This is a genomic window from Mycolicibacterium neworleansense, assembly GCF_001245615.1.
Taxonomy (GTDB): Bacteria; Actinomycetota; Actinomycetes; order Mycobacteriales; family Mycobacteriaceae; genus Mycobacterium; species Mycobacterium neworleansense.
The window spans coordinates 2,750,058-2,775,059 of record NZ_CWKH01000001.1; the positions used below are offsets into that span (position 1 = coordinate 2,750,058).

A 25,002-nucleotide genomic window follows, 5' to 3' on the forward strand; every position below is an offset into this window, starting at 1 on the left:
CCAATGATTCAGGAACATCGCTACGACGTCGTCATCGTCGGCGCCGGCGGCGCCGGCATGCGCGCAGCCGTCGAGGCCGGACCCCGGGTCCGCACCGCCGTGCTGACCAAGCTGTACCCGACGCGTTCGCACACCGGCGCGGCCCAGGGCGGCATGTGCGCCGCGCTGGCCAACGTCGAAGAGGACAACTGGGAGTGGCACACCTTCGACACCGTCAAGGGTGGTGACTACCTCGCTGACCAGGACGCCGTCGAGATCATGGCCAAGGAGGCCATCGACGCGGTGCTGGACCTCGAGAAGATGGGCATGCCGTTCAACCGGACGCCCGAGGGCCGCATCGACCAGCGCCGATTCGGCGGACACACCCGCGACCACGGCAAGGCCCCGGTGCGCCGGGCCTGTTACGCCGCCGACCGCACCGGCCACATGATCCTGCAGACGCTGTACCAAAACTGCGTCAAGCACGACGTGGAGTTCTTCAACGAGTTCTACGCACTGGACATCGCGCTGACCGAGACCCCCGCCGGCCCGGTGGCCACCGGTGTCATCGCGTACGAGCTCGCAACTGGAGATATTCATATCTTCCACGCCAAGGCGATCGTCTTCGCCACCGGCGGTTCGGGCCGGATGTACAAGACCACCTCCAACGCCCACACCCTGACCGGTGACGGCCTGGGCATCATCTTCCGTAAGGGACTTCCCTTGGAAGACATGGAGTTCCACCAGTTCCACCCGACAGGCCTGGCCGGCCTGGGCATCCTGATCTCCGAAGCTGTGCGCGGCGAGGGCGGTCGTCTGCTCAACGGCGAGGGCGAGCGGTTCATGGAGCGCTACGCGCCGACGATCGTCGACCTCGCGCCGCGTGACATCGTCGCCCGCTCGATGGTGCTGGAGGTGCTAGAAGGCCGCGGCGCCGGGCCGAACAAGGACTACGTCTACATCGACGTGCGTCACCTCGGCGAGGACGTGCTGGAGGCCAAGCTTCCCGACATCACCGAGTTCGCCCGCACCTACCTGGGTGTGGACCCGGTCAAGGAACTGGTGCCGGTCTACCCGACCTGCCACTACGTCATGGGCGGCATCCCCACCACGGTCCACGGCCAGGTGCTGCGCGACAACACCAACGTCATCCCCGGCCTGTACGCCGCCGGTGAATGTGCGTGTGTGTCGGTGCACGGCGCCAACCGCCTGGGCACCAACTCGCTGCTGGACATCAACGTGTTCGGCCGTCGCGCCGGTATCGCCGCCGCCGAGTACGCCGCCAACCACAACCACGTCGACCTGCCGGAGAACCCGGCAGACATGGTGGTCGGCTGGGTCGGTGACATCCTGTCCGAGCACGGCAACGAGCGCGTCGCCGACATCCGCACTGCCCTGCAGCAGTCGATGGACAACAACGCCGCGGTGTTCCGCACCGAGGAGACGCTCAAGCAGGCGTTGACCGACATCCACGCGCTCAAGGAACGCTACGCGCGAATCACCGTGCACGACAAGGGCAAGCGCTACAACAGCGACCTGCTCGAGGCCATCGAGCTGGGCTTCCTGCTGGAGCTGGCCGAGGTGACCGTGGTCGGTGCGCTCAACCGCAAGGAGTCCCGAGGCGGGCACGCGCGTGAGGATTACCCCGACCGCGACGACACCAACTACATGCGCCACACCATGGCGTACAAGGAAGGCCCCGGGCTGCTGGCCGACATCCGGCTGGACTACAAGCCCGTGGTCCAGACCCGCTACGAGCCGATGGAGCGTAAGTACTGATGAGCGCACCTGTCATCGACAAGCCCGAAGCCGGCGACCCGGAGCTGCCCCCTGTCCCCGAGGGCGCGGTCATGGTCACCCTCAAGATCGCCCGGTTCAACCCGGAGAACCCCGATGCGGCGGGTTGGCAGAGCTTCCGAGTTCCCTGCCTGCCCTCGGACCGGCTGCTCAACCTGCTGCTCTACGTCAAGGGCTACCTGGACGGCACGCTGACCTTCCGGCGCTCCTGCGCCCACGGCGTGTGCGGCTCGGATGCCATGCGGATCAACGGTGTGAACCGGCTGGCGTGCAAGGTGCTCATGCGTGACCTGCTGCCGAAGAACCCCAAGAAGCAGCTCACCATCACCATCGAGCCGATCCGCGGCCTGCCCGTGGAGAAGGACCTCGTGGTGGACATGGAGCCCTTCTTCGACGCCTACCGCGCCGTGAAGCCGTACCTGATCACCAGCGGCAACCCGCCCACCAAGGAGCGCATCCAGAGCGCCACCGACCGGGCCCGCTACGACGACACCACCAAGTGCATCCTCTGTGCGTGCTGCACCACGAGCTGCCCGGTGTACTGGAGCGAGGGGTCGTACTTCGGCCCGGCCGCGATCGTCAACGCACACCGGTTCATCTTCGATTCGCGTGACGAGGCGGCCGCCGAGCGGCTGGACATCCTCAACGAGGTCGACGGTGTGTGGCGCTGCCGCACCACGTTCAACTGCACCGAGGCCTGCCCGCGTGGCATCCAGGTGACCCAGGCGATCCAGGAGGTCAAGCGCGCTCTGATGTTCGCGCGCTAGGTTTTATCGCCGACGCTGCTTACCGGGCGTCGATTCTGCGCTCAGATCGTGTTTTCGAGGGGAATCACGATCTGAGCGCAGAGTCGGCGCCCGTTTTGCATTCTCGCGCCCTGGCTGTCACATATTCCGCGGCTGCCTCGTCTAACGGGTATGACCGAGACCAAGACACGAATTCCCGCCGTAACTCCCAAGCAAGCCGGCCTGCTGACCCGCGCCATGTACTGGTACGCCAAGCGCCAGTTCGGTGAGGTGCCCGAGCCGTTCGCGGTGGCCGCACACCACCCTCGTCTGCTGGTGGCCAACGGTGTTCACGAGATGCTGTTGCAGGGTGGCTCCAAGAAGCTGCCCGCCACGGTCCGCGAGCTCGCGGTGTTCTGGACCGCCCGCACCGTCGGCTGTTCCTGGTGCGTGGACTTCGGCTCCATGCTCATGCGGCTGGAAAACCTGGACGTCGAACGGCTCAAGTCGATCGACGACTACGCCACCTCGCCGCTGTTCACCGATGACGAGCGTGCCGCGATCGCCTACGCCCACGCGATGACGACAGACCCGCACACCGTCACCGACGAGCAGGTGGCCGATCTGCGCCAGCGCTTCGGCGACGACGGCGTGATCGAGCTGACCTACCAGATCGGTGTGGAGAACCAGCGGTCCCGGATGTACGCGGCCCTGGGCATCACCGAGCAGGGCTTCAACTCCGGAGATGCCTGCCGCGTTCCGTGGGCTGAGTGATCTCGCGGCGCTGGCATCACGACGCGGCCGGGTGGTAGAACACGTTACAGAAACCGCCCGAACCCAAGGACAAATTCATGCATTGGTACACCGGCGACACGGTCTACGACACCGTGCTGACCGCAGCCTTCGCGTTCGCCGCATTCGTGATCGTCGGCGGTTTCTTCGCGCAGAGTTCCTACGGGCGCTTCTCGTCGACGAAGCTCGGCTTGAACCTCAACCCGAAGCTCGGCTGGTGGCTGATGGAGATCCCCGCGACCGTGGTGTTCTTGATCAGCTACCTGGCCGGGCCGAGTCGATTCGAGCCGACGTCCCTGGTGCTCGCCGGAATCTGGATGCTGCACTACGCCAACCGCGGTTGGTTCTTCCCGCTGGCGATCCGGCAGGTACCCGGCAAGCGCGGCACGTTCAACATCTCGGTGATCGTGATGGGCATGCTCGTCACCTCCATGCACGGGTACCTCAACGGAACCCTGTTCAGCCACGACTTCTTCGGGCAGTACGGCACCGCGTGGTTGACCGATCCGCGATTCCTGGTGGGGCTGGTGATCTACCTGTGCGGGTTCGCGCTGCTGGTCAATTCCGAATCGATCGTGCGCAACCTGCGGGACAAGAACAATCCCGGCGGGGACGAGTACCGCATCCCGTTCGGGGGCGGCTTCCGTTTCGTCACCAGCCCGGCCTACCTCGGTGAGATCATCGCCTGGTCCGGGTTCGCGCTGCTGACGTGGGCCCTGCCCGGCGTCGCGATCCTGCTGATCACCGCAGGCAACCTCATTCCCCGCGCGCTGGGAACCCACGGCTGGTACCACGACAAGTTCCCCGAGTACCCCACCGACCGCAAGGCACTGATCCCGTATGTGTTGTGACGGTCATGCCTCCGCAGGCGTGATCTCGATGAAAGCCATTGGCACGCCCATGGTCTGGCTGCCGTAGTCGAGGCCGCGCTCGAACAGCTTCATGGGTGCGCTCCAGTTGGCGGCGATCACCGCGTCGGCGTGTGCGTGTTCGGTCTCGGGCAGGATGCGCGCCACGCCGGCCACCACCGGTCCGCTGGGCTTGCCGCGCAGATTGCTCGCCACCACAAGGACATTCGGGTCGTTGCGGATTCGCTTGACCTTGCCGGTCGACGCGTCGGTGCGCACATAGAGCTTGCCGTCTGCCACCCCGTGGTTGATCGGGCTGGGCACCGCCTCGCCCGATTTCTTGAAGGTCACCAACACGATCTGGCGGTAGTTCTCGAACCCGGTGAAGTCCGAGCCGGTCGCCGGCCCGATGTCGAAGGCCTCACGGTGCCGCATCTTGTCCATGCCGCGGAACATCATTCGGCTGAACGTCTGGGCCAGGGTTCCGGGCTCGTTCGGCATCACTGGGCACCTCTCAGCGGAGATCCGGTGAACTTGTCGGGGTTGGCGATGTCCCAAACCGCACAGACCAACCCGTCGCGGACGGTGAAGATGGTGACCCGAGGCATCAGCTCGGGGTAACCGTCAGCGGCGGGCGCGCCTGTCGTGTAGACACCCAACTGGCCGTTGACGAGTGCAAACTGACTGCCTGCCAGCCAATTCGGGCCGTACTTCTTGGAGAGGCCGAGAATGAACCGGGCCACCTTGTCCGGTCCGTGGATGACGCGAGCGGCGGTCGGGGCGCGCCGGTTCGAATCGCCGGTGAACGTGACGTCGGGATGCAGCAACCGGACGACGGCGTCGAGCTCCCCCGAGGCCAGGGCGGCCATCAGCTCGCCCGCGACCTGGTTGTGCAAATCGTCGGGCGACGACGGCGGTGGGTTGTCGGCGACCGCGCGGCGGGCCCGCGAGGCCAGTTGACGGGCCGATGCGTCGCTGACCCCGAGCACATCGGCGATCTCGCCAAAGGGCAGGCCGAAACCGTCGTGCAACACGAAGGCCACTCGCTGGTCGGGGGTGAGCCGCTCCAGCACCACCATCGCGGCGAACCGGGCATCTTCCCCGGCCACCACCGCGTTGAGGGGGTCGTTCGTGTCGAACCCGGTCACGACGGGCTCGGGCAGCCATTCCCCGTAGTAGGCCTCGCGCCGATGTGCGGCAGAGCGCAGCCGGTCCAGACCCAACCGGCTCACCACGGTGGTCAGCCAGGCGCGCAGGTCAGCGATCTGGGTGCGGTTGGCATCCCATCGGATCCACGCCTCCTGGACGAGGTCCTCAGCGTCGGCGAAGGTCCCGGTGAGCCGGTAAGCCACGGCCAGCAGGTGTGGCCGTAGCTCCTCGAACTCGCCGACCCGAGCGCTCGCGGTCATGGGCCCAGTTTAGAGCGGCGCCACCGTCGCGCAGGAGCGCCCTCAGGCACCCACCATCACGTAGGTCTTGCGGATCGTCTCCGTGACGAACCACGTTCCCCGCCAGCCGCGGGGCAGCACCAGCAGCGTGCCGGGTCCGATGTCGGCGCTGACGCCGTCTTCGCCGACCACCCGTCCGGAGCCGGAGATGATGTGGCACACCTCCGTCGCGCCCGACCGGTCGGCGGTGAACTCTCCCGGATCGCATTCCCATACCCCGGTGTCGGTCACCGCATCGGCCCAAACCGAGATGGATGACTCCACCTGGCCGGTGACACTCGTCGGTTTCGGTTGCGGTTGCGGCATTTCGACCGTGGTCGCGTCAACCTGAAGCAGCTTCACACTCGTCTCCATCGGTCAGCGCCCCGTGATCTTGTTGGCCACCCGCGCCAGCCCGCTGGTGACGGCCAGGCCGCGGGTGGACTCCCGCCGGTCGGCGGTCCGGTAGAGCGCATACATCGCCTGTACCCCGAGCCACCGAAATGGCTCCGGCTCCCACTTGCGGACCCGGCGCCCCACCCACGGCAGCCGGGTGAGTGCGGTATCACGCCCGAGCACCAGATCAGCCAGGGTGTGCCCGGCCAGATTGGTGGTGGTCAGGCCGCTGCCGACATAACCGCCCGCAGTGCCCAGACCGCTGGCGCGGTTGAAGTCCACGGTCGCCGTCCAGTCGCGCGGTACCCCGAGCACGCCACACCAGGCGTGTTCGATCGGGACATCGCGGGTGGCCGGGAACATGTCTTGGACCAGCGCACCAAGGGCCTCGATCGTCCACTGCTGGGTGGCCCCGCGGTGATCGAGTGCCGAGCCGAAGCGATAGGGAATACCGCGGCCGCCCAGTGCGATTCGGTTGTCGGCGGTCCGCTGGGCGTACATGTAGCCATGCGCGTAGTCGCCGAGCAGTTCGGCACCCTTCCAGCCGACCTGCTCCAGCACCGAGTCGGGCAGCGGCTCGGTCACCACCATCGAGGAGTTCATCGGCAACCACGCCCGGCGCTGTCCCGGCATGGTCGCGGTGAAGCCCTCGAGGCAGCGCAGCACGACGGGTGCCCGCACGTCGCCGCGGGCGGTGATCGCCCGGCCCGGCTTGATGTCGGTCACCTCGGTCTGCTCGTAGATCGCCACGCCCATCCCCTCGACCACGCGGGCCAGGCCACCGACCAGTTTGGCCGGCTGCACGCGTGCGCAGTGCGGGGTGAACAGGGCCCCCATCGCGCCGTCGACCCGGATACGGGCGTTGGATTCGTCACCGGTGAGAACGACGAAGTCGTCTTCGGTGGCTCCCCAGCTTCGCTCGAATTCGAGGGATTCACGGAGCCGGCCCATCTGCGCCTGGTTACGCGCCACATGCAGCACGCCGTCCTTGACGATGTCGGCATCGATGCCTTCGGATTTCGCGATGCCGATGACCTCGTCGACGGCACCGCGCATGGCCCGCATGAGCTCGACGACGCCATTGTGGCCGTGTGTGGAGGCATAGGCGTCGCGGGACCCGGCAAGTTCGGCAGACAGCCATCCGCCGTTGCGTCCGGACGCTCCGAACCCGGCGAACTCCTTCTCCAACATTACGATTCGAAGATCCGGCTGTTCCCGCTTGAGGTAATACGCTGCCCACAAACCGGTCAGCCCGGCACCGACGATGCATACGTCGGCTTCGAGGGAGCCTGGCAGCGGCGGTCTCGATTCCGGGAAACCCGCCGCGCGATACCAGAACGACACGCTGCCGTTCACGAAGTCATTGGCGAGACCGCTGTTCGTGCGACCGTCGGGGGACATCTTGGTTCTCCTGTACTCGTGGCGTTTATCAGTGGGTTGTTGTCGACGTGCCGGTGTGCGCGGCGGCCGGTGTCAGGTGTCGGCGGGCAGAATGGTCGCGACGTCGGGATCGAAAGTCAGCCAAACCTGTTGTCCTGCATGAGCTGAGGTGATGTTGCCGGCGCTTTCCCGGACCAGCGCGATGGTGCCGTCGGGCAGGCTGACCTCGACCTTGCGTGAGTTGCCCAGGTAGATTTCTTGCACCACGGTGCCCGGAACCGCATTGACCGCATCGGGCTCGGCGTCACCGATGACGATGCGCAGGCGTTCCGGCCGGACGACCACGGCCACGGCGTCACCGCGTGCCGCATCACCCCGGCCTGCCTCGATACGCCGGCCATAGGCATTCACCGCGCGGCCATCCTCGAGCTTTCCGTACAACAGCGACGACTCACCGAGGAATCGGGCTACGAAGATGCTTTTCGGGTGCTCGTAGAGATCGGTCGGTGAGCCGATCTGTTCGATCCGCGCCTTGTTGAACACCGCGATGCGGTCGGAGAGCACCAGCGCTTCGTCCTGGTCGTGGGTGACGTAGACGAAGGTGGTGCCGAGTTCTCCGTGGATGCGCTTGATCTCCAGTTGCAGTGAGTCACGCAGCTTCTTGTCCAGTGCTCCCAGCGGCTCGTCCATGAGCAGCACCCGCGGCTCGTACACCATGGCACGGGCGAAGGCGACCCGCTGCTGCTGACCACCGGACAGTTCCTTGGGCATCCGCTTGCCGTAGCCGTCGAGCCCGACCGTGCGCAACGCGGCAGCCACCTTCTCGCGCCGTTGCGGCTTGGGCATCTTGCGCTGGCGCAGTGGGTATTCCACATTGTCGATCACCGTCATGTGCGGGAACAGCGCGTAGTGCTGGAACACCATGCCGATGTTGCGGCGGTACGGCGGCAGATCGGCAACCGGCCGGCCGTCGATCAGCAGCTCGCCCGAGGTGACATCGGCGAAGCCGGCGATCATGTTGAGCGTGGTCGTCTTGCCCGATCCGCTCGGCCCGAGCAGGGTGAGAAACTCACCCGGGCGGGCATCGAGGTCGATGGCGTCGACGGCCTTCTCCGAGCCGTAGGTTTTGGTCAAGCGCCGCAAGGTGATCGACGCACCGTGCGGAGTGTTGTCAGTGGACACGGTTCCTCCTGTGCGAGTAAATGCCCGCAACGATGGTCAGACATGTGGTGAGGACGAGGATGAGAGTGGCGGCCGCGGCGATCGTGGGATCGGTGTCACGCGTGACCGAGGCGTACATCTTGACCGGCAACGTCTGCAGGTACGGGTTCTGGATGAAAAGCGACAGGACGACCTCGTCGAAGCTCGTCGCGAACGCGAACAGGGCGCCCGACAGCACACCGGGGGCCACCAGCGGCAGGGTGACGGTACGGAACGTGGTCCAGCGTCCGGCCCCACAGATCGCGGCCGCATCCTCCAGTCGCCGGTCAAAACCCTGCAGGCTGGCCGTCACCGGGACGATGACGAACGGCAGCGCCAGCATGGTGTGCGCGACGACGAAACCGAACAAGGTGCCGAGCAGGTTCAACCTCAGGAACAACGCGTAGAGACCGACGGCCACCACGATCACCGGAACGACCATGGGAGCCAAGAGAAAAGCGCGTATCCCCTGCCGGCCGGCCAGTCCGGTGCGGCTGAGTGCCACGGCCGCCGCGGTGCCGAACACCGTGGCGAAGATCGCGACCAGAACACCGACCTCCAGGCTGGCCCGCAGGGCCGAGATCCAGGCCGGGTCCTGGAAGAACGCCTGGTACCACCGGGTCGACCAGCCGCTGGGCGGAAAGGCGAACGACGGCCGATCGGTGAAACTCAGCGGGATCACGATCAATGACGGTGCGACGAGCCACAATCCGACGCCGGCGCAGAACAGCCCGAGCAGGACGTTCCAACAGGTTCTTGCGTAGCGGGTCATGCCGCTCGCTCCTTCCGGTTTCGGCGCAGCAGATACATCAGGGCGGCGAGCACCGCAAACGTGACCAGAAGCAGCACCACACCCATGGCTCCTCCCCTGCCCCAGGCCAGCAGGCTCGTGACCTGCACGTAGATCTGTTGACTGATCAGGGCGTCGTCGGGGGCGCCGAGCAGGGCCGGGGTGACGTAGAAGCCGAGGCTGCTGATGAACACCATCAGGCACCCGGCCCCGACGCCGGGCAACGACAGCGGCGCCCAGATCCGCACAAACGAGATGACCGGGCGCGCACCGAGACTCGACGATGCGAGCACAAGCCTGCGGTCGATACCTGACATCACCGCATACAGCGGCAACACCATGAACGGCAACAGGATCTGGCTCATGCCGATGACCACGCCGAGGTTGGTACGAAGCAGCGGCACACTGCCGAGCCCGACGAACGACAGCAGCGTCTGGATCGGTCCACCGTCCTCCAGCAGGATCACCCAGGCGAAGGTGCGCACCATCAGGCTGGTCCAGAACGGCACCAACACGAGCAGGGTCAGCGCGATACGCACCGCCGGACCGAACGCGACCATGGCGTAGGCGTACGGGTAACCGAGGACCAGGCAGATCACCGTGACTTCGAGGCCGGTCGTGAACGTGCGCAACAACACGCTGCGCTGCACGGAATCACCCAGGTACCAGGCGAAGTTGCCGAAACCGAGTTCCGGATCGCTGAACGCCTGCCAGAACATGATGACCAGCGGTAGTCCGAAGACCCCGACCACGAGCAGGATCGACGGCAGTAGCAAGCCGATCCCGCTGAGCCTCCGACCGGTGGTCGCGGGCGCCGCTTCGGGCTTGGGCGGGGCGCCCGCGAGAACATCGACCATCGACATGCGATGAACCTCCTACCCGGCGAGCCAGGCCGTGTACTTGGACGCGATCTCTTCCTGGTGTTCGGCCCAGTACTGCAGATCCAGTGGGAACCGGTCCTTTTCGCGCTCCGGCGTGGTGGTCAGGTACGACCGGGCCAGATCGTCGAGTTGCGGCTTGGCCTCGACGTTGATCGGGCTGTAGGACGTCAGCTCGGCGAGCTTGGCCTGCTGCTGTGCGCCCAGGTAGAAGTTGATCATCGCCATGGACGCCTTGGGATTCCGGGCTCCGACGGGCACAGCGATCGTGTCGGCTTCGGGCATCCACTGGTTCCACATCGGAGCGAACGGAGCCCCGTTCTTGACGGCCGAGTACGCGCGGCCGCTCCACACCAGCGCCATGTCGACCTGGCCGGACTCGATGAGCTGTTGCGACTGGGCGCCGGTGGTCCAGAAGATGGTGTCGTTGCGGATGCTGTTCATCTTCGCCAGGGCTCGATCCATGTCGATCGGGTACATCGCGTCAGGCGCGACACCGTCGGCGAGCAACGCGCCCTCCAGCACGCCGGGGTCGAGTTCACCGGGCACGCCTTCGATGGCCCGCTTGCCGGGGAACTTTGCGGTGTCGTAGAAGTCAGCCCAGGTCTTCGGCGGGTTCGCCCCGTACTTCTTGGTGTTGTAGACCACGATCAGGCCGTAACCCATTGCGGGAACGGAGCAGTCGTCGGTTTTGGTACCCGGGGGCAGCTTGCTGATGTCGACGATACTGGTGTCCAGCGGCATGAACAGCGTGCCGCAGTTCTTGGCGGTGAACACGTTGGTGCTGTCGACCACGTCCCACGTCACGTTCTTGGAGTCGACCTGGGCCTTGATCTTCGAGTTCTCGGTAGGCCCGTCCTGCAACACCTTTGCGCCGGACTGCGCTGCGAAGGGTTCGATGGCCGCCTTCGTCTGCCCGTCCTGGAAGATGCCGCCGTAGGACACGAACGTCAGGGTCAGGCCCTTGAGTGCGCCTTCCTTCACGGTGCCGGCCTGCGGCGATCCGCTGCCGAGATCGACGTCAGCGGCTTGGCCAGGACCCGCCGGCGTACACGCGGTGGCCAGCAGGACGCCGGCGGTGATGATGGCGGGCACACTGCGGGTGACACGTGACTTCTTCATGGATCTCCTTTGGATCTGGGCGGAAAGGTGTTCGCGGAGGTGGGCACATCCGCAACGGGACGAGCGGCCCGTCAAGTCGGCCAGTCGGTCGGGGGGCTGACAATCCAGATGAGCTCGACCGGGGCGTCACTCAAGTTGTGGACGGTGTGCGGCATGGAGGTGCGGTACTCCGCACTGTCGCCCGGCTCGAGCACGTAACGCTCGCCGTCGAGCTCCAGAGTCGGAGTGCCGGCGATGACGATCAGGATCTCCTGCGCGTCGCCATGCACATAGGCCTCGCCCGCGCTCGACCCGGGTGACAGTTCACCCGCGTACACCTCGAGGTTGCGCAGGGGCTTTTGTGACAGAAGGTATTTCGAGCTGAGCTCGGACACCTCAATGGTCGGTCGAGCCGCCTTCCGCAGGATGCGGACGTCGGTGACCTCGTCGTCGGTGAACAGGTCGGGCAGGACGATGCCGAGCGCCTGCGCCAACCGGCGCAGGGTCCCGACACTCGCATTGACCTGCCCACGTTCGACCTGGCTGAGAAAGCCCGGGGAGATGCCGGCGCGATCGGCCAACTGGCGAAGCGACATCTTCCGGGCTGCCCGGAACTGGCGGATCCGGGCGCCCACCACGGTGTCCGCCGTCTCGGCGGGATCAGGCTCGGTCGCCGTCATGTCGAACTCATATCGAAAAGTCCGTTCGTCGCGTAAGAGCAAGAAAGTTGGTTTGAGCGAACACTTTGTTCGCTGATGCAGAACCCTATGTCTGCTCGACGGTCGCCGGCAAGGCGTGTGTCACATTTCCAACACTTTGTGGGATCAATCACACGGTGCTGATATCGGCGTCGCCGCGGGCCGAATGACAACGGTTCGCGTCGCCAAAAGCGCCACTCGCGAAGGATTTCGTGGCGGGAAAGGCCCTAGTGCCTGCCGAGCACGTTCGGTCCGGTACGCACCGGTAGGCCGTCGGCGAATCGTGCCAACGACCATGTCGCTACATCGGCGTCCGGCGTGCGCCCCTCGGCCAGATCGGCCAGCACTTCGCCCATCAATGCGGAGTATTTGAAGCCCTCACCCGAGTCACCGCACGCGATGACGATCCCGCCGTCGAGGCGATCGATGACGAAGCTGCCATCGGGAGAGTCGGTCCAACTACAGACCTGGGCGTTGAGCACGGACGGAACGATCGCCGGCAAATCGGTCCGCACCCGCTCGCGCAGCACGGCAGTACGCCGGTCATCGGGTGTCCGGTCGACATCGCCGGTCCGGTAGTCCCGCAGCGGGGCGTCCAACCCGATCTTGTACCCGGCCCCGGGTGAGGGCATCGCGTAGATGCCGGGGCGGTCGGTGGCCGGCCCGTCGAACAGACACGGGAAGCCGTCGGTGGCACCGGGATTGGCCGGATCGCCGAAGTACACCACCTGCTCAAGGTAAGGATGGAGCGGAAGGTCGATGCCCAGCGACGACAACAGCGGCCCCGCCCCGGGCCCGGCCGCCAGCACTACCGCGTCGGCATCGATCGTCTCATCGTCGGCAAGCACCACCCGGACGCCGTTGGCGGCTTGCTCGATGCGAGCCACCTCGCGTTCGAGAACTGTTGCACCGGGACAACTCTGGAAGATTCTCAGCTGAGCCTTCAGCGATTCCTCGGCAAGTACGACGCCCGCCGCGGGTTGCCAGAGGGCACCGCGCCCGTCGCCGCGCAGACCGGGAAAGAACCGGCCCACGTCCTCGGGAACCACGTTGGTGTATCCGACCCCGAGGCCGTCCAATGTCGAGGCCACAGCCGGCAGCGAGACGTCGTCACGCCACAGCAGACCTTGAGTGAGGAACACCGGCGTTCCCGCCCGCTCGGCGAGGCGGTGCATCGCATCGACCCCGCGTTGAGCCACCCGCACCCGCAGCGGATCGGGGTCGGCGAGTCGCCACAGTCGCGTCGTTCCCGCCGATGACGACAGACCATTGAGCGGCCCGTAGCGATCGACAAGCGTCACCCGGTGGCCGCGTCGGACGAGTTCTGCCGCGGTGGGCAGACCCCAGGCGCCCGCGCCGACCACCACGCACGTCATGGTCACGGCAGCATGCCTCCCGGCGAGAGTCTCAGCGCTTGGCGAAAATCGTCCGATGCCAGTCTTTTTCGGCAACGCCGGTGATGTCGCTCATCACGTGCTTGATGGTGAGGTACTCCTCGAACGAGTAATCGCTCATATCCTTGCCGAAGCCCGACGCACCGACGCCACCATGCGGCATCTCGCTGATGATCGGGATGTGGTCGTTGATCCACACGCAGCCGGCGTTGATCTCGCGCGACGCCCGCTGCGCGCGGTACACGTCACGGGTCCAGGCGGAGGCGGCCAGGCCGTAGTCGGTGTCATTGGCTTGGCGGATCGCGTCGTCGTCGTCGGTGAAGGCCCGCACCGTCAGCACCGGACCGAAGATCTCGTCGCGGTACACCTCGGAGGTCTCGGCGACGTCGGCGATCAGGGTGGGCCGGTAGAACGCTCCGGGAAGATCCGGGATCACGCCGCCGGTGACGACGCGACCGCCCTGTTCGGGCGCCCGGGCCACCATGCCCGCCACCTTGTCCCGATGCGCGAACGAGATGAGCGGGCCTAGGTCGGTGTCGGGGTCACGCGGGTCGCCGACGACCATCTTGCTCATCACCTCGGCGACACCGGCTACGAAGTCGTCGTACAGGTCGCGCGCCACGATCGCCCTGGTCGCAGCGGTACAGTCCTGCCCGGTGTTGATCAGGGCACCGGCCACCGCGCCCTGAATCGCGGCGTCGAGGTCGGCGTCGTCGAACACCACGAACGGAGCCTTGCCGCCCAGTTCAAGCTGGGTTCGGTGGCCGTGCACCGCGGCGGCGGCCATCACCTTGCGGCCGACCGGGGTGGAGCCGGTGAAGGTGACGACGTCGACGTCGCGGTGCCCGGCCAGAGCGGTCCCGACGTCGGCGCCACCGCCGGTGACGACGTTGAACACACCATCGGGCAGGCCGGCTTCGGTGGCCAGCCGGGCCAGGGTGAGGGTGGTCAGCGGGGTGATCTCGGCCGGCTTGATGACGACGGAACATCCGGCGGCCAACGCCGGGATGACCTTCCATACCGCCATCTGCAGCGGGTAGTTCCACGGCGTGATGGTGGCGACGACGCCGACGGCCTCCCGGCGGATGCTGGAGGTGTGGTCACCGGAGTACTCGGCGGTGGCCTTGCCCTCCAGGTGCCTGGCCGCGCCCGCGAAGAAGTCGATGTTGTCGATGCTGCCGGGGACGTCGAACTCGGTGGCCAGGCGTACCGGCTTGCCGGTCTGGCTGACCTCCTCGGCGATCAGCTGGTCAGAATGTTCGTCGGCGAGCTTGGCCAGTTTGGCCAGTACCGCCGACCGCTCCGCCGGTGTCGCCTTGGACCAGGCGGGGAACGCCTTGCGCGCGGCGTCGACGGCGTTGTCCACGTCGGCCGGAGTGGCCAGGGCATAGTCGGCGACCGCCTGGCCGGTGGCGGGATCGATGATCTGATGGGTGGCCCCGGTCGTCGCCACCGGTGCACCGTTTATCCAGCTGCTCGTCACATTCACTGCCACGCTCATGGGGCCCCACGCTAACCGATCCGGCAACCGATCTCTACGTAATCCCGCGCTGAGGCCGGGTTGAAACGAGGGATTTCATCGATTCGGTTGCCCTAAACGACGGATTCCGTGCACAATCGGTGCATGACCAACCCTGATGGTCCCGACCTTCAGGCCGTCCCGCTGCGTGTGAACAATTCTCGCACCGCCTTCCAGCTCGACGAACTGTCGAAGGCGATCATCGAGAAGCTGCAGGCCGACGGCCGCCGTTCGTATGCCGGAATCGGTAAGGCCGTGGGCCTGTCCGAGGCCGCGGTCCGCCAGCGCGTGCAGCGCATGGTCGATGCCGGCGTCATGCAGATCGTCGCGGTCACCGATCCGCTGCAGCTCGGGTTCGCCCGGCAGGCGATGATCGGCATCCGCTGCACCGGCGACACCCTCAAGTTGGCCGAGAAACTCTCCGCCATCGAGGCCGTGGACTATGTCGTGCTGACCGCCGGGTCCTTCGACGCCATCTGCGAAGTCGTCTGCGAGGACGACGACAGCCTGCTCGAACTTCTCAACACCCAGATCCGCTCATTGCCAGGAGTGATAACCACCGAAACCCTCGTCTATCTGAAACTCGTCAAACAGCAATACAATTGGGGAACTCGATGAGCGTCACCGAAAAATCCGATCTGGCAACAAAAGCCAACCGCCACCTGTGGGGGCACTTCGCCCGCCACGGCGAGGGCATCACACCTCCGATCATCACCCGCGGCGAAGGCGTCCGCATCTTCGACGACAAGGGCAAGAGCTACATCGACGGCCTTTCCGGCCTCTTCGTCGTCCAGGTCGGCCACGGCCGCAAGGAACTCGCCGAGGCCGCGGCCAAGCAGGCCGAGAAGCTGTCCTTCTTCCCGCTGTGGTCCTACGCAACGCCACCGGCCATCGAACTGGCCGAGCGCGTCGCCAATTACGCACCGGGCGATCTGAACCGGGTGTTCTTCACCACCGGTGGCGGCGAGGCCGTCGAGAGCGCATGGAAGCTGGCCAAGCAGTACTTCAAGCTGACCGGCAAACCCGGTAAGCACAAGGTGGTTTCGCGTGCCATCGCCTACCACGGCACCCCGCAGGGCGCGTTGGCGATCACCGGCATCCCGGCATTCAAGGCTCCGTTCGAGCCGCTGACCCCCGGCGGCTTCCGCGCACCGAACACCAACTTCTACCGCGCACCGGCCGAATACGCGCATGACGAAAAGGTTTTCGGCCGCTACTGCGCCGACCGCATCGCCGAGGCCATCGAATTCGAGGGTCCCGAGACCGTGGCCGCAGTGTTCCTCGAGCCCGTGCAGAACGCCGGCGGCTGCTTCCCGCCGCCGCCCGGCTACTTCGAACGGGTCCGTGAGATCTGCGACGAGTACGACGTGCTGCTGGTGTCCGACGAGGTGATCTGCGCCTACGGCCGCATCGGTTCGATGTTCGCCTGCAATGATTTCGGCTACGTACCGGACATCATCACCAGCGCCAAGGGTCTGACCTCGGGCTACTCACCGCTGGGCGCGATGGTGGCCAGCGACCGGCTGTTCGAGCCGTTCAACGACGGCAAGACCACCTTCGGCCACGGCTACACCTTTGGCGGACACCCGGTTTCGGCAGCGGTCGCCTTGGCCAACCTCGACATCTTCGAGCGCGAGGGCATCAACGACCACGTCAAGGACTCCGCTCCGGCGTTCCGGGCCACCCTGGAGAAGCTGTACGACCTGCCGATCGTCGGCGATGTGCGCGGTGAAGGCTTCTTCTACGGCATCGAACTGGTCAAGGACAAGGCCACCAAGGAGACGTTCAACGACGAAGAGTCCGAACGCCTACTGCGCGGGTTCCTGACGCCGGCGCTGTGGGAGGCCGGCTTGTACTGCCGCGCCGACGACCGCGGCGACCCAGTGATCCAGCTGGCCCCGCCGCTGATCAGCGGGCAGGCCGAGTTCGACGCGATCTACGAGATCCTGCACGGTGTGCTGACGGGGGCCGGAAAGCTGCTGTAGCTCGCCGCTGTTGCACGAAACGGCATTCCGGCAGGAAATGTTCGAGTAACTCCCTGCCGGAATGCCGTTTCGGCAAGACTGGCCGCATGTCACGCAAGCCACCCATCGATCCGGTCCGCTGGACGCCGCCACCCATCGACCCGTTGCCCGAGTTCGGGCCGGTTGAGCTGACCATGGTGCCGATGCCGGGCGACGGGCCGGAGGACGTCGTCACCGACGCCTCCGGACAGCTGTGGACCGGGCTGGTGGACGGACGGATCGTGCGCGTCTCTCCCGACGGCACCGCCGCCGTCGTCGCAGATACCGGCGGACGCCCACTCGGTATGCACGTCGCGCGCGACGGGCGGGTACTGATCTGCGACAGTCACCGCGGCCTGCTGGCGCTGGACCCGGCGACCGGCGCGCTGTCGACGCTCGTCGAATCGGTGCATGGCAGGCCGTTGAAGTTCTGCTCGAACGTCACCGAGACATCCGACGGCACAATCTATTTCACCGAGTCCACCAGCCAGTTCCATTTCGAGCATTTCGCCGGGGCAATCATGGAGGCCCGCGGTCGCGGCGGTCTGTTCCGGCTGGACACCGACGGGACGGTCAGCACGGTGCTGGACGGCCTCTACTTCGCCAACGGGGTCACCGTCACCACCGACGAATCGGCGTTGGTGTTCGCCGAGACCCAGGCGCGGCGGCTGTCGAAGTTTTGGCTGCAGGGGCCGCAAGCCGGCACCGTGACACCGCTGGCCGTCCACCTACCGGGATACCCGGACAACATCTCCACCGGCACCGACGGCCGGATCTGGGTGGCCATGGTGGCGCCGCCGAACGCGGCGGCGGAGTGGCTCGCGCCACGCGCACCGGTGATCCGAAAACTGCTGTGGCGGTTGCCCGATCGGCTCCAGCCACAGATTCGGCCGCAGGTATGGGTGCTGGCCTTCGACACCGATTCAGGCGATGCGGTCGCGGGCGTGCAGGCCACGCGGCCCGACTTCGGCACGGTCACCGGGGTCGTGGAATCGGCAGGCAAACTCTGGATGTCCACCATCGAGTTCCCCGCGTTGGCCTACGCCGACCTCGAAGCGTTGTCTTAGCTCTCCGACGGCTCCCATCGACAGTGGTTTCTCAGGCCGTCGCCGATACGTCGACCGTAGGCGCCCAACGCGGTCATCTGGTCGCGGCTCAGAGGCGCCAGATAATGCCGTCGCACCAACACGGCGTAGGTTCGCAGCACCGGCACCAGGCAGTCACGGCCCCGCCTGGTGATCCCGACGACAACGCCTCGCCCGTCTACGCGGCTCCGCGATCGGCAAACCAGACCGCGCTCCTCCAACCGGCGCACCTGCCACGTCAGGCGGCTGGGCGCCAGGACCAAAGCCTCTGCCAGCACACCCATCCGGATCCACCGAGGTGAGCCCGTGCTGAGCAGGTTCAACAGATGCACGTCGGGAACCGAGAGATCGTATTGAGCAGTCAACGCAGCGTTGATCTCCCGGTACAGCAGCTCGGCCGATTCCCCGAACCGCTTCCAACTCCGCCACTCGTCGTCGCTGAGATCCTGTGGTTCTTGTGGAAGAGGCTCCTCCTGAAGCCCGAATGCCAGCATTGGGTCGCGACCTCTCCTTCACCTGACGGTCTCGAGATCACAGCCCAGCCAACGAATGCGGTCTATGCAGATTGGGACAGGCCGGTTGCGCTTTACACTGCTGGTCCATGGACGTGCCGGTGGTCCGGAACCGGATCACGCAGCTGGAGCATCTGAGCGACGCGGTCGCCAATGCCGGTCTCAGCGCGTTCCAGATGTCGCGCGAGGCACCCAGCGGCAGCCTGGTCCATGCGTCCCACGACGGCGTCGCATTCAGTTCGGGACGTTTCGACAGCCGCGTGCAGATCCGCGGACCACTGTCCGAGAGCGCATTGTCGATTGCCGTCGGACTGCGGATCCCGCCACGCAACCGGCTCCTGCTGCGAGAAATCGACTCGGGCGTCGTGACGATCTTTCGTCCGGGTGACGAGCAAGAGGCATTTCACGACGTGAATTCCCTCTACGCCGTCGTCTCCCTCAGTGAGGAGACGTTGGAACGTGAAGCCGAGCGCTACGGAATGCGACTGTCAGCCAGTAGTTTTCGACGTACCGCCATCCATCCTCAGCTCATGGCGCGCGCCCATCTCGCTTCGATCTCCTCCTTCCTGACCCGCCTGCATCAGGACGGCAGCCAGACCCGGCTTCATTCCGGCGCATTCGCCGATATCGTCGCGGCGTTCGTCGGTCATTTCACGCAGGCACCGATGACGCTGCCGGTTCGTCAGCTCAGGCAGCGCCAGAGAATCGTCGAGCTGACCCGGACGCACATCGACCAGAACCTCGACCGCCGTCTGGACGTCGAAGGGCTCGCTCGGCTGGCCGGTGTGTCCCGGCGCACCCTTGCCCGCGCATTCGACGAAACGATCGGCGAGTCACCGCAGTCGTACATCGCGAGAATGCGGCTTCATCGCATCCGGTCCGATCTGCTGGCCGGCACCCATCCGCGGGCCACGATCGCAGACCTGTCCAACCGGTGGGGCATCAGTGAACTCGGCCGCATGTCTGCCCGGTATCGCGACCTGTTCGGTGAACTGCCATCGCAGACCCGGCGCCGGAGTGCATCGAACAACCGTTGAGTTACGCCATTCTCCGACGGCTCACGAATGGACGCCCTATGGTGTGAGACCTCTAGCCAAGACAACTCCGTCAGCAACGCCGGGGACTCGAACGGCGCAGCAGGCGCCGGCTGATCCTCCGCACCCCGTCCGTCCCCCTTTCCGCCAAGGGGGACGGCAGGTGTCCGCCCCCCACCGTTGACAACGGGTCTATCGTTTGTGCAGGGGGACGGCTCCTTCGGTGGTGTGATCTTGGACAATCGCGCTCAACGGCTTGGTTCCGTCCCCCGCCCCATGCCTGCATGAGAGTCACCGGACTTCCGGACCCAAGATCACATTTGTCACAGAAACCACATGAGTCACAGCGTGGCTCCGTGGAATCGCGTGATTGCTGCCCTAATCTGCGCAGACGATGGCTACCCAGCGAAGGCTCCCGACACGTGCGTTGACACGCGGGCTCTCGACACTCGCGGCCCTGGCGATGCTCGCCGGGCCGACCGTACTGTGCATGCCCGCGGCCGCCGCCGACCCGGCACCCGAATGCCCGTACAAGGTGACCACGCCCCCGGCAGTGGATGCCTCCGAAGTACCCAAGCCCGGCGAGACAGCGCCCGGACCGCTGCCGGTGCCCGCCAAGACGATTGGCGGCGAGGCGCTTTCAGGTTGCGGCGTGATCACCGCAGCGAACACGCCCCCGGTACCCAACGACGTCTCCGCAGAGGCCTGGCTGGTGGCCGATCTGGACAGCGGTGACGTCATCGCTGCCAAGGACCCACACGGACGGCACCGTCCGGCCAGCATCATCAAGGTGCTCGTGGCCACCGCCGCGCTCAACGAACTGAACCTCAACAAGTTGGTTGCCGGCACCCAGGACGATGCCAACTCCGAAGGCACCCGCGTCGGCGTCGGCCCCGGCGGTCGGTACACGATCAACGACCTGCTGCACGGCCTGCTGATGCACTCCGGGAACGACGCCGCACACGCGCTGGCCATGCAACTGGGCGGGATGGATCCGGCCCTGCAGAAGCTCAACATTCTGGCCGGCAAGCTAGGCGGCCGCGACACCCGTGCCGCCACCCCCTCGGGGCTCGACGGTCCGGGTATGAGCACCTCTGCCTACGACATCGGGCTGTTCTACCGCTATGCCTGGCAGAACCCGGCGTTCGCCGACATCGTGGCCACCCAGAGCTACGACTTCCCTGGCCGCGACGGCAATCCGTCGTATCCGGTGGAGAACGACAACAAACTGCTCTACAACTATCCCGGCGCGATGGGCGGCAAGACCGGATACACCGACGACGCCGGCCAGACCTTCGTCGGCGCCGCCAACCGCGACGGCCGGCGCCTCGTGGCGGTCCTGATGAAGGGCACCCGGGTGCCGATCGCACCGTGGGAGCAGGCGGCTCGCCTGCTGGACTACGGATTCGCCACTCCGCCGGGCACCAAGGTCGGAACTCTCGTCGACCCCGATCCGTCGTTGGTCACCCCTAAGGCCGATGAGCCGACCGAGGCTCAGGCGGCATCGATCCTGCCGCCGGCCGACGCGCTGCCGGTGCGGGTCGGCGTGGCAGTCGTCGGGGCGGTCATCGTTTTCATGCTCATGATGGGCGCGCGGTCACTGAATCGCCGCACCATTCGCTGAGCGTCGACTTCTCCGTCCGAAGCGGAATACCAAAGGCGCCAACCAGACGCCCGCAAAGTTTCATCTGTCATGTCGATGGCGATCATCGAAAACGTTCGTTGGACGCGATGACCCGCTCGTGTTCGACTAGATGGCATGAGCCGCATTACCACCTCGATCAGGTCATCCGACGCCGAAAATGACGCACCCGCGGGCCCTTCCCGGTTCAAGTCCGTGCTGTCAGGGTGGCCGTTGACATGGTTCCTCATCGTGGCGATCGCCGTCGGCTCAACCATCGCGGCATGGGCGGTGGGCGGTGTCAACGGAGCCAACCTCGGCATCCGCATCACCGCCCGGACATCGGCGATACTGTTCTTGCTTGCCTTCACCGCGTCGTCGCTCTACCAATTGTGGCCGAACGACACCACCAAGTGGATCCGCCGCAACCGCCGCTATCTCGGCGTCGGGTTTGCCGGTTCCCATTTCGTCCACGCCGGATTCATCGTCACAACAATCGTTCTGAACACGCAACGGTTCGAGACCCGCGTCGTCGATCCCACCCCGCACGGCGTGTTCGTCCTGGATTTCATCGCCTACGGATTCATCATCGCGATGACCATCACCTCGTTCGACCGCGTCTCCAAACGCATGCAGTACTCGACGTGGAAGCGCCTGCACCTCACCGGCAGTTACGTCATCTGGTTCACCTTCTTCATCGCCTACTGGCGCCGAGGCGTCACCTACACCGAGTTCTACGGACCGTTCCTGATGATCGTGGTGGCCGCGCTGATCATCCGGTTCATCGCCAAGGCGAGGCGTGGTGCGGCCAAAGCCGGCCACACCACGTAACCAGCACCCTTGCGGACTTCTGACCGATCGGTCTAATCTCAGACCATGCGGTCAGATCGGACGAAGACGTTTACCGAGCAGGCCCGCCGCCGGCAGATTGTCGAGGGCGCGCTGGAGGTGATCGCCGAACAGGGCTATCCGCAGGCTTCCCTGGCGCGCATCGCCGAACACATCGGTATCGCGAAAAGCGCTGTGCTGTACCACTTCACCAGCAAGTCCGAAGTGGTCGAGGCGGTCTTCACCGAGATCTTCGCCCGTGGCGCCGCGGTGATCGTGCCAGCGGTCAACGCCGAAACCTCCGCGGCGGCAAAGCTGTCCGCCTACATCCGGGCCAACGTCACGTTCGTCGCGGCCAACCGATCGGCGGCCGTGGCGATGCTCGAACTCATCTCGGGTTACCGCGACGCAGACGGATTGCGGGTCGACCAGTCCGCGGCCAAAGCCGTCCAGGAGCATCCCCCGACCGGGGACCTGGCCGCGCTCGACCCGCAGAGCATCTTCTCCGCTGGCGTGGGCAACGGTGAGTTCCGGGAGCTGTCACCGACGTTCATGAAGAACATCCTGCGTGGCGCGCTCGACAGCGCCGCGCAAGAATACGCACGCGACCCCGACTACGACGTCATCGGCCACGGCGAAGCGCTCATCGAGATCTTCGAGAAGGCCACCGCACCGTGACGACCATCGCCATCGCGGCGTTCGGCAGCCGGGGAGATGTCACCCCATACACGGGTCTGGCTCGGCGGCTGACCGATGTGGGCTATGACGTAATTATCGCGGCCCAGCAACCGTACCGGGAATTGATATCCGCCAATGGATTTGAGTTCCGATCATTACCCGGGGATACCGAACAAGCCACTAAGTCCTCATTGGCCGCACAGGCATTCGTCGACGGTGGCCGGATGCGGCCGTCTGGCCGATTGCTCGACCAGATGCGCTCCGATATGCGGGAGCTGGGCGCAGCTCTGGTCGAAGCGGCCGCAGATGCTGATCTGCTCCTGCTGCCGGCCGTCGCCGCCACAGTGGGCTACCACGTTGCGGAAGGACTCGGAATTCCCAGCGCAGGCGTGTTTCTACAGCCCACCGCGCCGACCGGCGATTTCCCGCCCTCGGTGCTCAGCGCAAAATCCTTCGGGCGCTGGGGCAACCGAGCCGTGGGCCGAATCGGGGCGATGGGTGAAAAGGCCTATCTGCCTGTGATCAACGAGCTTCGCACCAACCTCGGCCTGGCCACCACGTCTCGTACCGACTACCAACGCCGCCGCGCCGCCACCTGGCCCATCCTGCACGGCTTCAGCGAGCACGTCGTACCGCGCCCACAAGACTGGCCGGCGCATCTCCACGTCACCGGATATTGGTGGCCGTCGGAATTCGAGAACTGGTCTCCGCCACGTCAACTGGTGGACTTCCTGGACGCCGGTCCACCACCGGTCTACGTCGGCCTTGGTAGCACGGCAACGGCGCGGGGCCCTGAGCTGTCCGACACCATCAGCAAAGCGCTGCGCGCCAGTCGAACCCGGGCGGTGGTGCAGACGGGCTGGGCCGGGCTGCACTGCCCCGGCGACGACGTTCTGATGGTCGACGAACTTCCACACTCATGGCTGTTTCCTCGCATGGCGGCAGTGGTGCACCACGGCGGAGCGGGCACCACCGCGTCGACGCTGCGAGCCGGCGTTCCATCGGTGCCCGTCACCGGAATCATGGATCAACCTTTCTGGGCCAAGCGACTACAGCTTCTCGGTACCGCCCCCGTGGGGCTGCGACGGACCGCATTGACTGTCGACGCCTTGTCGGCCGCAATCACCACAGTGTGCGCCGATCCGGCCTATCGCACCCGGGCTCAGCAACTCTCGCACCTGCTGGCCCGAGAAGACGGAATGGACGTGGCGTCGCAGCGCATCACCGAAGTGCTCAATCGATCACAGGAGGTACACCATGGCAAGTGACGCTCTGATGGGTAACGCCCTGCTGGCCGGGGCCATCGTGCTGGCCGGTGGGGCGATCGGTGCCGGGATCGGCGACGGACTCGCCGGCTCGCAGTTCATCGCCGGTGTAGCGCGTCAGCCGGAAGCTCAAGCACGGCTTTACACACCGTTTTTCATCACCGTCAGCCTTGTCGAAGCGACGTTCTTCATCAACATCGCGTTCATGGCACTGTTCGTCTTCGCCACCCCGGGCGGCTAGGTGGCGACCATTGCGATCATCGCGATCGGCAGCCGTGGCGATGTAGCTCCGCTGACCGGGGTCGGTGTGCGGCTACAGCAAGCCGGGCACCGCGTGATCATGGTGGCGTATCAGGCTTTCGCCAACCTGGTAACCGGCTGTGGGCTGGAGTTTCGCGCACTGGATGACGGGCTCACCGACGCCTCAACCGGTCTTTCCGATCTGTCAGCACGCCAAGCCGCAAAAGCCATGGCGGCGTTCCTCTCTCCACACGGCATGCGGGCTTTGGGCGATCAAGTGTCGGCCGTTGTCCGTGACGAACCGGTAGACGCGCTGCTCCTCTCACCATTCGCGGAGCTGGCCGGCCATCCGCTGGCCGATGCACTCGCCGTACCCGCCATCAGCGTTCGGTTGCAGCCGTTCTCGGCTACCTCGCAATATCCGCCGGCGGTATTGGGCGCTTGGAGCGCCGGCCCGATCGGGAACCGGGCGGCAGCGCGGATCGGTGTGGCGGTGATCGACGGCGTATACGGCAGGACGGTCAATCACTTTCGCGCACAGCTCGATCTGCCCAAGGCCTCGGCACGATCGCTGAGACGGCGACGCACCGAAGCGCGCCTGCCGATCCTCTACGGCTACTCCCCCGCGGTGCTTCCCCGGCCGTCCGACTGGCGAGCCGGCGTCGAGGTCGTCGGCTACTGGTGGCCGGCGCAGCCGTCCGGCTGGCGACCGCCCGCCGAACTTGTGGAGTTCCTCGACGACGGTCCGCCACCGGTCGTGATCGGTTTCGGCAGCACCGTAACCAGCGATGCCGAAGCCCAACGACTGTCTG

General features: G+C 65.8%; 24 protein-coding genes and 2 pseudogenes. 14 read left to right on the top strand and 12 right to left on the bottom strand.

Going from position 1 to position 25,002, the window contains the following annotated elements:
• Positions 1-3: 3 nt before the first annotated feature.
• The 4 genes and pseudogenes from sdhA (at position 4) to BN2156_RS13160 (ending at position 4,144) form a co-directional block, all read left to right on the top strand.
• Positions 4-1,758: a succinate dehydrogenase flavoprotein subunit gene (gene sdhA, locus BN2156_RS13145; RefSeq protein ID WP_019345705.1), complete on the top strand. Its 1,755-nt coding sequence runs from the start codon at positions 4-6 to the stop codon at positions 1,756-1,758.
• Positions 1,758-2,543, top strand: coding sequence for a succinate dehydrogenase iron-sulfur subunit (locus BN2156_RS13150; RefSeq protein ID WP_090514400.1), 786 nt, complete (start codon positions 1,758-1,760; stop codon positions 2,541-2,543). Before sdhA ends, BN2156_RS13150 begins: the two co-directional genes overlap by 1 nt.
• A 117-nt stretch (positions 2,544-2,660) precedes the next feature.
• Positions 2,661-3,275, top strand: a pseudogene (locus BN2156_RS13155) (carboxymuconolactone decarboxylase family protein); the annotation flags it as partial.
• Positions 3,276-3,352: 77 nt separating this feature from the next.
• On the top strand, positions 3,353-4,144 hold the full coding sequence (locus BN2156_RS13160) for a phosphatidylethanolamine N-methyltransferase family domain-containing protein (RefSeq protein WP_090514405.1): 792 nt from the start codon (positions 3,353-3,355) through the stop codon (positions 4,142-4,144).
• Positions 4,145-4,147: 3 nt separating this feature from the next.
• Here BN2156_RS13160 and BN2156_RS13165 read toward each other — a convergent pair whose 3' ends face one another.
• From BN2156_RS13165 to BN2156_RS13215, 11 genes are all read right to left on the bottom strand, one after another.
• Positions 4,148-4,642, bottom strand: coding sequence for a PPOX class F420-dependent oxidoreductase (locus BN2156_RS13165; protein WP_090514407.1), 495 nt, complete (start codon positions 4,640-4,642; stop codon positions 4,148-4,150).
• Positions 4,642-5,550, bottom strand: coding sequence for a sigma-70 family RNA polymerase sigma factor (locus tag BN2156_RS13170; RefSeq protein ID WP_090514408.1), 909 nt, complete (start codon positions 5,548-5,550; stop codon positions 4,642-4,644). The genes BN2156_RS13165 and BN2156_RS13170 overlap by 1 nt, the downstream gene beginning before the upstream one ends.
• A gap of 42 nt (positions 5,551-5,592) precedes the next feature.
• Complete coding sequence (locus BN2156_RS13175) at positions 5,593-5,931, bottom strand: cupin domain-containing protein (RefSeq protein WP_090515865.1); 339 nt, start codon at positions 5,929-5,931, stop codon at positions 5,593-5,595.
• 15 nt (positions 5,932-5,946) lie between these two features.
• Positions 5,947-7,365 carry an NAD(P)/FAD-dependent oxidoreductase gene (locus BN2156_RS13180; RefSeq protein ID WP_090514411.1) on the bottom strand — a complete coding sequence of 473 codons (1,419 nt, stop codon included), beginning with the start codon at positions 7,363-7,365 and terminating at the stop codon, positions 5,947-5,949.
• 72 nt (positions 7,366-7,437) lie between these two features.
• Positions 7,438-8,526, bottom strand: coding sequence for an ABC transporter ATP-binding protein (locus BN2156_RS13185; RefSeq protein WP_090514414.1), 1,089 nt, complete (start codon positions 8,524-8,526; stop codon positions 7,438-7,440).
• The gene (locus BN2156_RS13190) at positions 8,516-9,316 is read right to left on the bottom strand and encodes an ABC transporter permease (RefSeq protein WP_090514418.1); all 801 of its coding nucleotides are present in this window, start codon (positions 9,314-9,316) and stop codon (positions 8,516-8,518) included. Before BN2156_RS13190 ends, BN2156_RS13185 begins: the two co-directional genes overlap by 11 nt.
• Positions 9,313-10,197, bottom strand: a complete 885-nt coding sequence (locus tag BN2156_RS13195) for an ABC transporter permease (RefSeq protein ID WP_090514420.1) — start codon at positions 10,195-10,197, stop codon at positions 9,313-9,315. The genes BN2156_RS13190 and BN2156_RS13195 overlap by 4 nt, the downstream gene beginning before the upstream one ends.
• A 12-nt stretch (positions 10,198-10,209) precedes the next feature.
• The gene (locus BN2156_RS13200; RefSeq protein WP_090514423.1) at positions 10,210-11,334 is read right to left on the bottom strand and encodes an ABC transporter substrate-binding protein; all 1,125 of its coding nucleotides are present in this window, start codon (positions 11,332-11,334) and stop codon (positions 10,210-10,212) included.
• Positions 11,335-11,405: 71 nt separating this feature from the next.
• A complete protein-coding gene (locus BN2156_RS13205; RefSeq protein ID WP_090514426.1) occupies positions 11,406-11,993 on the bottom strand; it encodes a type II toxin-antitoxin system RelB family anti-toxin in 588 nt (195 codons plus the stop codon).
• 245 nt (positions 11,994-12,238) lie between these two features.
• Complete coding sequence (locus BN2156_RS13210; protein WP_235625360.1) at positions 12,239-13,387, bottom strand: FAD-dependent oxidoreductase; 1,149 nt, start codon at positions 13,385-13,387, stop codon at positions 12,239-12,241.
• 31 nt (positions 13,388-13,418) lie between these two features.
• The gene (locus BN2156_RS13215) at positions 13,419-14,906 is read right to left on the bottom strand and encodes a gamma-aminobutyraldehyde dehydrogenase (protein ID WP_162490795.1); all 1,488 of its coding nucleotides are present in this window, start codon (positions 14,904-14,906) and stop codon (positions 13,419-13,421) included.
• 123 nt (positions 14,907-15,029) lie between these two features.
• On the opposite strand from BN2156_RS13215, the gene BN2156_RS13220 reads away from it, so the two are divergent.
• The 3 genes from BN2156_RS13220 to BN2156_RS13230 all read left to right on the top strand — a co-directional run bounded on the left by BN2156_RS13220 (position 15,030) and on the right by BN2156_RS13230 (position 17,994).
• The gene (locus BN2156_RS13220) at positions 15,030-15,542 is read left to right on the top strand and encodes an Lrp/AsnC family transcriptional regulator (protein WP_036440614.1); all 513 of its coding nucleotides are present in this window, start codon (positions 15,030-15,032) and stop codon (positions 15,540-15,542) included.
• Positions 15,539-16,909: an aspartate aminotransferase family protein gene (locus BN2156_RS13225; protein WP_090514431.1), complete on the top strand. Its 1,371-nt coding sequence runs from the start codon at positions 15,539-15,541 to the stop codon at positions 16,907-16,909. Before BN2156_RS13220 ends, BN2156_RS13225 begins: the two co-directional genes overlap by 4 nt.
• An 86-nt stretch (positions 16,910-16,995) precedes the next feature.
• On the top strand, positions 16,996-17,994 hold the full coding sequence (locus tag BN2156_RS13230) for an SMP-30/gluconolactonase/LRE family protein (RefSeq protein ID WP_090514434.1): 999 nt from the start codon (positions 16,996-16,998) through the stop codon (positions 17,992-17,994).
• On the opposite strand, the gene BN2156_RS13235 is transcribed toward BN2156_RS13230, so the two are convergent.
• Positions 17,991-18,506: a MarR family winged helix-turn-helix transcriptional regulator gene (locus BN2156_RS13235; protein WP_090514437.1), complete on the bottom strand. Its 516-nt coding sequence runs from the start codon at positions 18,504-18,506 to the stop codon at positions 17,991-17,993. The genes BN2156_RS13230 and BN2156_RS13235 overlap by 4 nt on opposite strands.
• Positions 18,507-18,613: 107 nt before the next feature.
• On the opposite strand from BN2156_RS13235, the gene BN2156_RS13240 reads away from it, so the two are divergent.
• From BN2156_RS13240 to BN2156_RS31370, 7 genes and pseudogenes are all read left to right on the top strand, one after another.
• The gene (locus BN2156_RS13240) at positions 18,614-19,561 is read left to right on the top strand and encodes an AraC family transcriptional regulator (RefSeq protein ID WP_090514440.1); all 948 of its coding nucleotides are present in this window, start codon (positions 18,614-18,616) and stop codon (positions 19,559-19,561) included.
• Positions 19,562-19,952: 391 nt separating this feature from the next.
• On the top strand, positions 19,953-21,182 hold the full coding sequence (locus tag BN2156_RS13245) for a D-alanyl-D-alanine carboxypeptidase family protein (RefSeq protein WP_090514444.1): 1,230 nt from the start codon (positions 19,953-19,955) through the stop codon (positions 21,180-21,182).
• A 135-nt stretch (positions 21,183-21,317) separates the two neighbouring features.
• Positions 21,318-22,010 (top strand): ferric reductase-like transmembrane domain-containing protein, encoded by a 693-nt coding sequence (locus BN2156_RS13250; protein WP_090514447.1) that lies wholly within the window; start codon positions 21,318-21,320, stop codon positions 22,008-22,010.
• Positions 22,011-22,055: 45 nt separating this feature from the next.
• A complete protein-coding gene (locus BN2156_RS13255; RefSeq protein WP_090514450.1) occupies positions 22,056-22,685 on the top strand; it encodes a TetR/AcrR family transcriptional regulator in 630 nt (209 codons plus the stop codon).
• Positions 22,682-23,953 carry a glycosyltransferase gene (locus BN2156_RS13260; protein WP_090514453.1) on the top strand — a complete coding sequence of 424 codons (1,272 nt, stop codon included), beginning with the start codon at positions 22,682-22,684 and terminating at the stop codon, positions 23,951-23,953. The genes BN2156_RS13255 and BN2156_RS13260 overlap by 4 nt, the downstream gene beginning before the upstream one ends.
• Positions 23,943-24,191: a F0F1 ATP synthase subunit C gene (locus BN2156_RS13265; protein WP_039378287.1), complete on the top strand. Its 249-nt coding sequence runs from the start codon at positions 23,943-23,945 to the stop codon at positions 24,189-24,191. The genes BN2156_RS13260 and BN2156_RS13265 overlap by 11 nt, the downstream gene beginning before the upstream one ends.
• A pseudogene (locus BN2156_RS31370) lies at positions 24,192-24,350 on the top strand (glycosyltransferase); the annotation flags it as partial. It lies immediately after the preceding gene.
• Positions 24,351-25,002 lie beyond the last annotated feature (652 nt).